General features: G+C 43.8%; 9 protein-coding genes. 2 read left to right on the top strand and 7 right to left on the bottom strand.

The window, feature by feature from the left end:
* Window positions 1-272 precede the first annotated feature (272 nt).
* The 6 genes from PLH26_RS14920 to PLH26_RS14895 all read right to left on the bottom strand — a co-directional run bounded on the left by PLH26_RS14920 (window position 273) and on the right by PLH26_RS14895 (window position 8,540).
* Window positions 273-1,325, bottom strand: coding sequence for a FecR family protein (locus PLH26_RS14920; protein WP_324586828.1), 1,053 nt, complete (start codon window positions 1,323-1,325; stop codon window positions 273-275).
* Window positions 1,326-1,419: 94 nt separating this feature from the next.
* Entirely contained in the window at window positions 1,420-2,124 is a 705-nt protein-coding gene (locus tag PLH26_RS14915; RefSeq protein WP_324586827.1) for an RNA polymerase sigma factor, read from the bottom strand.
* Between the two features lie 61 nt (window positions 2,125-2,185).
* Window positions 2,186-2,674 (bottom strand): hypothetical protein, encoded by a 489-nt coding sequence (locus PLH26_RS14910; protein ID WP_324586826.1) that lies wholly within the window; start codon window positions 2,672-2,674, stop codon window positions 2,186-2,188.
* A 71-nt stretch (window positions 2,675-2,745) separates the two neighbouring features.
* Window positions 2,746-3,267 carry a 5' nucleotidase, NT5C type gene (locus PLH26_RS14905; RefSeq protein ID WP_324586825.1) on the bottom strand — a complete coding sequence of 174 codons (522 nt, stop codon included), beginning with the start codon at window positions 3,265-3,267 and terminating at the stop codon, window positions 2,746-2,748.
* Window positions 3,268-3,968: 701 nt separating this feature from the next.
* The gene (gene uvrA / locus PLH26_RS14900) at window positions 3,969-6,884 is read right to left on the bottom strand and encodes an excinuclease ABC subunit UvrA (protein ID WP_324586824.1); all 2,916 of its coding nucleotides are present in this window, start codon (window positions 6,882-6,884) and stop codon (window positions 3,969-3,971) included.
* A 228-nt stretch (window positions 6,885-7,112) separates the two neighbouring features.
* Window positions 7,113-8,540: an alpha-L-fucosidase gene (locus tag PLH26_RS14895; protein WP_324586823.1), complete on the bottom strand. Its 1,428-nt coding sequence runs from the start codon at window positions 8,538-8,540 to the stop codon at window positions 7,113-7,115.
* A 444-nt stretch (window positions 8,541-8,984) separates the two neighbouring features.
* On the opposite strand from PLH26_RS14895, the gene PLH26_RS14890 reads away from it, so the two are divergent.
* On the top strand, window positions 8,985-10,289 hold the full coding sequence (locus PLH26_RS14890; protein ID WP_324586822.1) for a Gfo/Idh/MocA family protein: 1,305 nt from the start codon (window positions 8,985-8,987) through the stop codon (window positions 10,287-10,289).
* Window positions 10,290-10,294: 5 nt separating this feature from the next.
* Window positions 10,295-11,185, top strand: coding sequence for a sugar phosphate isomerase/epimerase family protein (locus PLH26_RS14885; protein ID WP_324586821.1), 891 nt, complete (start codon window positions 10,295-10,297; stop codon window positions 11,183-11,185).
* Window positions 11,186-11,403: 218 nt separating this feature from the next.
* Here the strand turns inward: PLH26_RS14885 and PLH26_RS14880 are convergent.
* Window positions 11,404-12,642, bottom strand: a 1,239-nt coding sequence (locus tag PLH26_RS14880; protein ID WP_324586820.1) for a spore maturation protein, incomplete at its 5' end; no start/stop codon positions are given.

Genomic DNA, 12,642 nt, shown 5'->3' with positions numbered 1-12,642 from the left:
GCGCATAAGCTTGAGTATTACAGGTATAATCCTGCCTATACAATTTTTTTGCATATTTTTACTGAATTATATGTTAGAGATGCGTAATATCCCGTTGGCTTTCCACAACTTTCGGGCTACTACAATTTTTGGTAATACGTATAATTTCATGCCCGGATATTTGCAGTATCCGGGTTTTATTTATACTAAGTTGGATGACTGTGTAATTGTTCCATAAGCATGTGCTGGTTTATTAAAAAATGATATTTACTGGTAATGTTATTTCAACCGCGTTATTCAGGACATCCTTTGCCATTGATAAAAAACTCATTATTGTTTTTCTGAAGGTCGCCATTCACTGAGATTGCAATAGGTTCTAATGTATCCTGAAGATCATCGGTAACATAAAAGTTTGCCGTAACCTTGCATTCTCTTATCTCCCGGGCAACCTGAATATTTACTCCAAAGTACTCCTGCAGATCATCTATCAGTTTCTGCAGTCTTTCATTCTTATATACGAACTCGCCTTCTTTCCGCTTCAGCATATTGGGCGCAGCAACGGTATCGGCATCTTCTTTTATAAAGCGGTCTGTATTTTTATCAAATACGGCTTTTTGATTGGCCGCTATTTCTACATTTTCTATTTTATCATGCATCGCACCCAGATTGCTGAGCTTCACCTTGCCCGTTACCACCATCACCGCGATCTTCTTCTGGTTGTGGTAAGCCTGGATATTGAATGAGGTGCCGAGTACTTTTGTCTGAATATTATCGCTGGTTATAATAAACGGATTTCTGGCATCGTGGGCCACTTCAAAAAAAGCCTCTCCGGAAAGCTTTACTTCCCTGGTACCGCCTCCAAAAGCAGAAGGATACTCAAGCACTGTAGACGGGCTTAACCAAACCTGCGTACCATCGGGCAGGCGGACGGTTTTTCTTTGTGCCGTTCCGGTGCTGACCTCAACAGCCGGCGCACGGATCTCCTGTTTGGCCACCTCTTTCTTCCCACCCGTTTTGTAACCGACCAGGTAAACCGTCAGCATGCATACTGCTATTGAAGCGGCAGCAATGCTTACCCGTTTCAGCCTGTGTCTTTTCCGGGCAACAGGCACATATATTCCGGTATACGCTTCTTTTGCCAGGACAGACTGCAAAATAGCGTCTCCCGATTCCACAGGCAGTTCCATTTCATCATTGCTTTCAGCCATCATATCACTGATCAGCTTTTTTAAGGCCTCATCATTCTCTCCCTGCTTTATTAAAAGCATCAGCTCTTCCTTTTCTATTGGCGTATATTCCTTATTTATATACTTATGAAATAAATACGCTAACCGGGAGCTGTGCATATAATTTTTTAAATTTAATACGGTAGTTAAACAAATTGCCTTGCTTTAAGAGACTCCTTTATTGCTGAAAAGGGTTAGTGCCCCCGCAATTTTGTTACAAAAAATAAAAAGCTATCAATAGTATAGCAGGACTATCCATGTGTGCAATACAATACGCACGGATGTTTTTCATGGCTTTGGCAAGATGTATTTTTACGGTTTCCGGGGAGAGATTTAAAAATGCCGCAACCTCTTCTTTTTTATAGCCCTTTTCTTTAATGAGATGATATACCTTATTTTGCTGGGGTGGCAGAGCATGCAGTGCTCTTTTTATGATCGTTTCCGTTTCTTTTAATAATATACTTTCTTCTGTATCATTGGTAAGAAAACGGGCCGGATCAATTTCATTGATACCGCGACTGGCGTTCACAGCTTTACGTTTAAATAATGTAAACATGTGATTGCGGGCAACCGTGTAAAACCATGCGCTGAAATGTTCTATGCCGGGAAGATCTTTTCTTTTTATCCACAACTTCATGAATATTTCCTGCACTGCCTCTTCAGACATTGCGTGCGACTCCGTGAGTTTATACGCTATTGTGTAAATTCTATTTTTATAGTAATTGAACAAACAGGTAAAAGCCTGCGCATCATCGCGGGCAATGCGTAAGAGCAGTTCTCTTTCATTATGTAAACAAGCAGTCAGCAATCTGTTTTGATTTTTTGGGATGATGAAAAAAACATTGCTGTAATCCTGTACAATATTAACAAACAATACATTGCTTTTGCCGGATTTTATTTTTTTCTGTTTGATCAGCAAATATATCAGCCCAATGTTACTACAATATTATTTGCAAAAAAACATATAGCCGGCGCCGGCATCATATAAACAAACCCCATTCATCTTCATATTCATCTTTTCTGAATGTGGCTACCCATGTTTTAAACAGTTCGCGAAAGACGTCCATTTCCAGCTCAATAGCTGCAGCATACTTTTCTTCGCCTGCGCCTACCATTGCGGTAAAATTAACCTGCTCCATCAGTTCGCGGCAGTTATTGCGGATGATGGAAGCGTTTTCCATTTTTAACACATACTCATCAATACCCGCAGCCCCGATAATTTTAGGCGCTACAATGAACAGGTTTTGCCAGATGAGCTCTTTGTTTTTTTCGGCATGATCGTATTCTTCTGAATCCTGCAGGGTTTCGCAATACGATTCAACAAACAAAAAAATATCTCTCCATTTGTTGTATAGTTTTTTTGCCGCTTCAAGCTGGGCAGCCATTTTCCACTCCTCACCCTCATACCTGCGTTGCAGCATGCGATGATCATCCCATTCGGGTAAACTGTGCATGTCGGTAATATCCATATGCCGTGTATTACTGAAGTCAGATCGTTTGATCGCTATTGCCGGAAATCTAAAATCAGAAATCAAAAGTACTATAGAAATATCTCTGCCGCTTCTTTCCAGCTATTGATCCTGTCGTAACCCTTTTCACCGGTATTGTGCGCGGCGCTGTATAAATAGGACTTGCCTTTAAAATGAACAAGATTACGTGTATGATCATCAATCATATAATCGCCTTCTATCATCCGCTTATCGCCGCAAAATACTACCTGTCGCCAGGTTAAAAACGGCAGGTGCTCATTCAGCCAGTCTAATTTATCGTTCAATGAATTGGGGAATTCCATTGCTGCCGATACAATAAATACCTCGTATCGCTCATTCAGTTGCTTTACTACTTCCACACAGCCATCCATCACAGACAGGTTCCTGAAAAATCCGCGGCTGTGCAGCCTTTTACGTATTATATTTAAGTGCTGCTCAGGGAAACCGGTCTGCCACGATCCTTTCATTTTGGTAAAATCCACTTCCAGTCCGTATTCCTTTTTATACCAAGCAATCATTCCACCCATCGTATCGCACATCACCTCATCCATGTCAATAATTATTCTTTCCATATTATGCTGCTATAAGATACAAATTAGCGTTAAGACGGGCAAATTATAGTGAATAGTGAACAGGCAGTAGTGAATCTACGTTCCGCTGTTCGCATCTCTCCCGTGAAACCGATTACATTCACTATTCACCACTCACTTCTCACTTCTGTTAAGCCCGAAGCCGTAAATCCTAAATCCGAAGGAATACACTCGGATCTCCCCTCTCACTTCTCACATTTCTCTTCTCACGCCTGTTAAGCCCGAAGCTATAAATCATTGTTGTCCGGTAAAAGTAATAAAAGCCTTCAGCAACCTGATTTGCCTCACCCCAACCCCTCTCCGCCCGGAGAGGGGCTAAAATACTCTCCTATATTGACTTTCATTTAATTTTCAAAAACTTTCTCCGGACAATAATAGCTATAAATCCGAAGGAATACAAAGGATCCATTCACCTTTCACAATTCACTTTTCACCTTCTCACTTCTCACGTTTCTCCTCCCACGTCTGTTAAGCCCGAAGCCGCAAATCCTAATTCCGAAGGAATACAAAGGATCCATTCACCTTTCACAATTCACTTCTCACCTTCTCACGTCTCACCTTTCTCTTCTCACTTCTGTTAAGCCCGAAGCTATAAATCCTAATTCCGAAGGAATACAAAGGATCCATTCACCTTTCACAATTCACTTTTCACCACTCACCACTCACTATTCACCACTCACTATTCACAACTCACTATTCACAATTCCCAGCTCTTCTTTCAAAAACATGCCGGTATAGCTTTCACCACATTGGATCAACGCTTCCGGTGTTCCTTCAAACAATATTCTTCCGCCTCCGTTGCCGCCCTCAGGACCAAGATCAATAATATGATCGGCAACTTTAATTACATCAAGATTATGCTCAATAACCAGCACGGTATTGCCCCTGTCAACCAGTTTATTCAGCACCACAAGCAGATGCCGTATATCTTCAAAATGCAATCCTGTGGTGGGCTCGTCTAAAATGTAAAAGGTTTTACCGGTATCTCTTTTTGCAAGCTCGGTTGAAAGCTTAACCCTCTGCGCTTCACCGCCGCTGAGGGTAACTGCACTTTGTCCTAAAGTTATATAACCCAGTCCTACCTCATGCAACACTTTTATTTTACGGTACAGGTAAGGAACGTTCTGAAAAAAATCCACCGCTTCATCTACGGTCATGTCCAGCACATCACTTATGGATTTTCCTTTATAACGTATTTCGAGCGTTTCCCTGTTGTACCGCTTACCCTGGCATTTTTCACAGGGCACATACACATCCGGCAAAAAGTTCATTTCAATTACGCGCATACCGCCACCTTCACACACATCGCATCTTCCGCTTTTTACATTAAAGGAAAACCGCCCCGGGTTATAACCCCGTATTTTGGCTTCGGGCACCGAAGCAAACAGTTGGCGGATATCGGTAAAGAACCCGCAGTAGGTAGCGGGGTTGCTCCGCGGCGTTCTGCCTATAGGCGACTGGTCAATTTCAATTACCTTATCTATATGTTCCAGTCCTTTCACAGATGCATACCGGAGCGGCTGCATTCTTGAACCATAGGCATGCTTGCTCAGGATCGGGTATAAGGTTTCATTGATGAGCGTTGATTTTCCACTGCCGCTCACTCCTGTAACCACAATAAATTTTGCCAGCGGGAATTTTACATTCACGTTTTGCAGGTTATTGCCGCCGGCGCCTTTTAATTCAAGTGTTTTTCCATTTCCCCGGCGGCGTTCCTCCGGGATCCTGATCTGCCGGCGACCGTTAAGATAGGAAGAGGTCAATGTGTTTAATTTCAGCAATGCCGAAGGCAGGCCCTGCGCCACTATTTTTCCGCCATAAAAACCTGCACGGGGACCTATATCCACCAGGTAATCAGCTGCCAGCATAATGTCTTTATCGTGTTCCACCACCAGCACGCTGTTGCCGATATCGCGCAGGTTTTTTAAAGCAACGATCAGCCGGTGATTGTCGCGCTGGTGCAGCCCGATAGAAGGCTCATCCAGTATATAGGTGATGCCCTGCAACTGCGACCCGATCTGCGTGGCCAGCCTTATCCTTTGCGATTCGCCGCCGCTCAGCGTGCGCGAAGGCCGGTTGAGCGTAAGATAAGTAAGACCCACATCCAGTAAAAAGCCCAGCCTTTCCCTTATTTCCTTTATCACATCTTTGGCGATGGCGTTCTGCTTATCAGACAATCTTTCTTCTATCCCGTCAAACCATTGCATCAAAGCATCCAGGTTGAGCTCGCACAATTCAGCAATATTTTTGCCATCTACCTTAAACCAAAGGCTTTCTTTTTTAAGACGGGCTCCGCCACAGGCATCACAGGCTTTCAGTTCCATGAACTTTTCTGTCCACTGCTGTATGCTTTCACTTGTTCCGGCGGAAAACCATCTTTTCAACTGGTTAACAATACCTTCAAATGTGGTCGCATATACCTGTCCGTTACCATTTGTATCATCGAAATTCAGGTTCATCTCCACAGACCCCGCTTCATCCCCGTAAAGCAGCAGGTTCATCGCTTTTTCCGGCAGATCTTTCACCGGCTTATCGAGACTGAATTTATTTTTTTTAGCGAGCTGCTGCACCTGCTTAAAACTAAAAGACTCTTTTTCTTCTCCCAGGGGAGCTATAGCACCTTCATTAATGCTGCGGTTATGGTCGGGTATCACTTCATTCATATTTACCTGGTATACCGAACCCAAACCTTTGCATACCGGGCACGCTCCATACGGAGAATTGAAGGAAAAACTATTGGGCGATGGTTCTTCATAAGAAATGCCGGTGTCTTCGCACATCAGCATCTTAGAATAAGAAGCCTCAGGTGCTGATGATTTTGAGCCGGCATCACCAACGACACTTACAAAGAGAAGGTCTTTTCCCAAACGCAGTGCCTGCTGTACGCTCTGGCTGATACGTACCTTAAATTCGTCATCTGCTTTCAGGCGGTCAACCACCACTTCTATATCGTGGATTTTATAACGGTCAACCTGCATTTTGGGAGAAAGGTCTTTTATTTCACCATCCACTCTTACTTTTAAAAAACCCTTTTTGCGGATGTCTTCAAACAGCTCACGGTAATGTCCTTTGCGGCCCCGTACCAGCGGAGCCAGGATAGAAATCTTTTGTCCTTTGAACCGCTTAAAAATATTTTCCACGATCTCTTCCTCGCTCCATTTTACCATTCTTTTACCCGTATTGTAAGAATAGGCTTCCCCTACCCTTGCATACAGCAGCCTCAGGAAATCGTATACTTCCGTTACGGTACCTACAGTGGAACGGGGATTTTTATTGGTGGTTTTTTGCTCAATGGAAATAACAGGCGAAAGCCCCGTGATCTTATCTACATCCGGTCTTTCCATATCGCCGATAAACTGCCTGGCATAAGCACCAAAAGTTTCCATGTAGCGGCGCTGTCCTTCTGCATAAATGGTATCAAATGCCAGTGACGACTTACCGCTGCCGCTGATACCGGTAATGACCACCAGTTGGTTTTTGGGAATGCTGATATCTATATTTTTGAGGTTGTGTACCCTTGCGCCAAATACTTCTATATTTTCGTGTTCAGATACCACGGTATCGGCGACCGGCACTGGTTTTTGCTTTGCTTTTGCCATAAAAGATAGCGAAGATACTAAAAAAAGTAGCAAAGGTATTTTATCTTAAATCCATTTTCATATTATCAACATTCCTGGTTTATGGTTTGTTGTTTATTATTTCCCGCGGTCTGACGCTCCTTCGTCGGATGCCTACCGCTTTCATTCATTTTCATATTTTCCACACTTCCACATTTTCCACATTACCCGCGATCTGACGCTCCTTCGTCGCGTGCCGACCGCTTCTTCTTACCTCCTCATCTTAAACACCACGGCATGCTTACCCTTCCATTTATTCCTGACCAGTGAAGGAATTTCAATGACGGTATTGCCGTTTTCCACTTTCCATTTGAGCCTGGCACCGCTGCCCAGCAAGCTGATCCTGGCTTTGGCGGGAGCCTCGAACTTTTGCAAAATCACTTGCGCCGGAAGCTCAACATTATCTTTGTCTGATAAATAAAAAGCATATTGCGTTTTTTCATCTTTAGACTGGGTAAAATGTATATTGCCAGATTCATACGGCATTAATGGTTTGGAGCCGTGTATCGCTTCGCCATTGATTTTCATCCATTCGCCTATTTCCTTTAATCGCTCGTAGGCCACCGGATCCCAATCGCCATCCGGCCCGGGACCAATATTCAGCAGCAGGTTCCCACCGCGCGATACGATCTGTATCAGCATTTGTATGATCCGGCGCGCAGATTTGTACTTATCATTTGGCACATAGCTCCAGGAGTTGCCCATCGTTATGCAGCTTTCCCACGGATAGGGCAGCAATTCGTGCGGTACTTCCTGCTCGGGGGTAGTATAATTTTCATAAGGGCCGGTTACGGTTCTGTCTACAATTAATAATCCCGGCTGGTAGCTTCTTGCCATTTCAGCGATCCGTTTCATATCTATGTCTTGGTTGGTTTTTATTCCGCGCTGCCATTCCACCGTGGTGTCAACGGTAGATAATGGTCGCACCCAACCGCCATCCAACCAAAGAATATCTACTTTACCATATTCGCTCATCAGCTCTTTGATCTGGTTATATGTAAAATTTTTAAAAGATTCCCAGCGTTCGGGATATTTGGTGGGCTCATAATTTACATTCCTGTCTTTGGGCGGAAAATAAGGCCACCAGTAATCTTTACTATGCCAATCGGGTTTGGAAAAATAAGCTCCTATAGCAAAACCCTGGTTCCTGAAAGCATTAAAAATTTCTTTGGTTACATTGCTTTTGGGGTTTTTTGAAAAGGGTGTTTTACTGTCTGTAATTTTATAATCGGTTTCTTTTGTGTCGAACATGCTGAAGCCATCGTGATGCTTGGTAGTAAAGATCATATATTTCATACCGGCATCTTTGGCTGCGTCTACCCATTTCTGCGGGTTGAACTTTACGGGATTAAAAGTGGTCTGTAAATTTTCGTATGCCTTCACGTATTCAAAATAATTTTCAGCGTACGGGCCTCTCCGCTGTGTCCATCCCTCATCTTCGGGGCAAATGCTCCAGCTTTCCACGATGCCCCACTGGCTGTAGGTTCCCCAATGCATGAACAAGCCGAATTTCATATCCTGCCACCGGGCAATGCTGTTCAATACAGCTGTATCGGTGGGCGGAACATATTTTTTATACTGGGCAGTTGCAGAAATACAACCTGTAAATAAAGCAACGGCAATTAAAAAATATTTCATCTTGGTATAGTATTTAAATGGAGAAGAAACTGTGGCTGTCAAAGATAAAGTTAAATAAATCAAGACTGTAAATTCGATTATAGATAGGTTTACATTGTGTTGGGGTTTATCTTTTCTCCTGACACATAGGCACATAGGTGCACATAGTTTTTCTTATTCTTCCTATTGTGTTCCTATATTTCTATTGTGTCTATGTGTTTGGTTCTTATTTACCACATAGGATCATAGGCACATAGGTGCACATAGTTTTGCATTCCCTATTGTGTCCTATATTCCTACTGTGTCAATGTGTTCAGTTTTTACCACATAGGATCATAGACACACAGGTGCACATCGTTTTGCTGTGTTCCTATGCCCTACCGTGCCAATACGTTTTCTCTTTGCAGGACGCATTTTCAGGAATAATATTTTATATTGCGTTTTCATTAAAAATTATCATCACCCATGAGCAATCAGAAAAGAAGAACATTCCTTAAACTTTCGGGTATGGCAGTTACGGCAGGCGCTTTACCATTCAATATCATAAATGCAACGCCTGCTTATAAAAAGATGAATGCAGATACCCTCAAAGTTGGGCTAATCGGTTGTGGAGGCCGCGGCAGCGGGGCAGCCAGCCAGGCACTGTCTGCCGATCCCAATGTAGTGCTACATGCTATGGCAGATATATTTGGTGATCAACTGGAAAAATCACTTGGCAATCTTAAAGAAATACATGCCGACAAAGCGAATGTAAGCCCCGAACACCAGTACATAGGATTTGACGCTTACAAGAAAGTGCTGGCATCGGGTGTGGATGTGGTGATATTGGCCACACCTCCGGGTTTCCGTCCCTTACATCTTGAAGCTGCTGTAGAAGCGGGAAAACATATTTTTTGTGAAAAACCGGCTGCCGTTGATGCTCCTGGTATAAGAAGGATACTGGCCGCTGCTAAAAAGGCGAAAGAAAAAAACGTGAGCATCGTTTCAGGATTTTGCTGGCGCTTTCATGAACCCAAAAGAGCCACTTTCGGAAAAATTGTTGACGGCTCCATCGGGGAAGTATCGGCTGTATATAATACATACAATACCGGCGCCACGTACAGAAGCTGGAAGCCCGAAGATCCGCAGCTTCAATCGGCCGAATGGCAGTTGAGGAACTGGCCCTTTTTTAACTGGCTTTCGGGCGACCACATTGTAGAACAGGCTGTACACAGCATAGATATGATGAGCTGGGCTTTCGGCGACAAGCTGCCATTGAATGCCATAGGTACCGGCGGACGCCAGGTGAGAACGGCCCCCCAATACGGCCATATTTACGATCATTTCGCCATCACATACGAATACCCCGGTGATGCAAGAGGATATCATTACAGCCGCCAGCAGGCAGGATGCCAGGGCGGTTACGCTGCAGAAGCATGGGGTAATAAAGGTAGGGCTGTTGCAGATGTTTCACGCAACCTGCATGAAATAAAAACAGGGAAAAAAGTGTGGACATACAAAGGACAGCAAAATGATATGTACCAAACGGAACACAATGAATTGTTTGCCGCCATACGAAAAGGCAATATCATCAACCAGGGCGAAGCGCTTGCCCACAGCTCCATGATCGCCATTATGGGAAGAATGGCCGCTTATACCGGCAAAAAAATCACATGGGAGGACGCATTGAATTCAACCGAACAGTTAGGACCACCTGCTGATACCTATAGCTTCGACCTTTCAATTCCCGTAGCTGAAGTGGCTATGCCGGGCATAACCCCATTCAAATAATATGTATGCAAAGAAGAAATTTCATCAAAAACACTGCATTGTTTGCGGCAGCAACAACCATAGGCGTTCCATCTGTAGCAGAAGCCAAAGCCCTGAAGCCAAAGATCAAAAAAAGTCTTAAGATTGAAATGGTGAAGGAAGGGAACACCATAATGGACAAATTCAGGCTGCTGAAAGAGCTGGGCTATGATGGGGTGGAATTCAGTTCGCCGCACAAATTTGATCACCGCGAAATACTGGACGCAAAGCAAAAAACAGGATTGGAGATCCCCGGCGTGGTCAATTCCCAGCATTGGAAATTACCACTGTCGCATCCCGATCCCGCCATCAGGAAACAATGTTCTGATTCGGTAGTTGAATCAATGAATGATTGTAAAATGTATGGCGGCACAACCGTATTGCTGGTAGCCGGTGTTGTAAATGAAAAGATCAGTTATGCCGATGCTTACAAACGTACGCAGGAAGAAATAAAAAAATTATTGCCGCATGCGGAAAAAACCGGTATCAAAATCGCTATTGAAAATGTATGGAATAATTTCCTGATCAGTCCTGTTGAAGCGGCACGCTATGTAGACGAGATCAATCATCCTTTATTAGGCTGGTATTTTGATATTGGCAATATTTTACGTTATGGCTGGCCCGAGCACTGGATTGAAACCCTGGATAAGCGCATCATGAAATTAGATGTGAAAGAATACAGCCGCAAAAAGCAAAACGATGAAGGGTTGTGGAAGGGTTTTGATGTGGAACTGATGGAAGGCGATAACAACTGGCCTGTGGTCATACAAGCCCTTGAAAAAATCGGTTACAATGGCTGGGCTTCCGCAGAAGTGCCCGGCGGCGACAGGGAAAGACTTAAAGTGATCATTGACCGGATGAATAAGATTTTCGGATAGCAGGAAATCTATAGTTTGTGGTTTATGGTTTGTAGTTTATGGTTTCATAAAATAATAAAAGACAAAACACAAGAAACAAATAAAATACAAAAAAATTCGAGAACGAAAATTCCGAAATCCGAAGCGGAGTCCAACGATAAATCACAAATCACAAATTAAAAATTTCAGACACGGTTACTTCATACCCGACTGCTCATACCTGATCGCTAATTTATTTTTTAATGGAAAAACAAATACCCCACAGCAATAGCGGTAACAACACCGGCAAGGTCGGCCAATAACATCACAGGGATAGCATACCGCGTATTTTTGATGGAAACCGCTCCAAAATAAACCGCCACCACATAAAAGGTGGTATCGCTGGTGCCCTGGAATATGCTTGACAGCCTCCCGATAAACGAGTCGGCACCATATGTGTTCATTGCATCCACCATCATGCCCCTGGCCCCGGCTCCGCTCAGTGGCTTCATGAAAGCCGTAGGTAAGGCTTCCACGAAATCGGTATTCATGCCCAGCAGGGCAAACAAATAGCGAAACCCTTCCGTAATATAACCAAATACACCCGAGTTGCGCAATACGCTTATAGCCACCAGCATGGCAATGAGGTAGGGAATAATACGCACAGCGATTTCAAAACCGCCCTTTGCCCCTTCTACAAAAGCGTCAAACATATTTACTTTCTTTCTCCACCCGCCCAGTAAAAAAGTAAGGAAGATCAGCAAAATAATTCCACTGCTTAAAGTAGAAGAAAACAGCTCAAGGCTGTTTTGACTGAGTGTGGTAAGATACCATACAAGCGCTGCGATCAACGCAGATATTCCTCCTATCCAGGCCAGTATTACCGGCTGAAACAAACGGATCCTTTGCCGGAAGGACACGATCAGCAATGCTGCCATGGTTGCCGCAAAGGTTACGATCATACAGGGAACAAATATATCTGTAGGATTGGCTGCAGCCGGTTTCACGGAAGCCCTCATGGCCATTACGCTTACCGGTATGAGGGTAAGTCCGCTGGCATGCAGGATCAAAAACATGAGCTGCGAATTGCTGGCTACCTCTTTGTTGGGATTGAGCTCCTGTAAGCTTTCCATCGCCTTAATGCCAAAAGGAGTAGCGGCATTATCAAGACCCAGCAGGTTGGCCGAAAAGTTCATCATCATATGCCCCGTGGCCGGATGGTTTTTGGGTACTTCCGGGAACAGCTTTGAAAAAAAAGGCGCTACGATCCGGGAAAGAAAATTTATAGCTCCCGCTTTTTCACCGATCTTCATAAAGCCCAGGAACAACGACATGATGCCCACCAGTTTCAGGGAAATATCAAAACCGTCATTGGCCGATTTAAATATTCCGTCTACCAGCAGCTTAAGGATCTCTGTATCTCCTAAAAAGGTCCATTTGATGAAGGCAATGACAAAAGCCAGCAGGAAAAAGGCCATCCATATATAATTCAATGCCAT

The organism is Agriterribacter sp. (genome assembly GCF_035444585.1).
Classification (GTDB): Bacteria; Bacteroidota; Bacteroidia; order Chitinophagales; family Chitinophagaceae; genus Agriterribacter.
The sequence above is the reverse complement of the archived record's forward strand: the minus strand, read 5'-3'. Positions and strand labels throughout refer to the sequence as shown.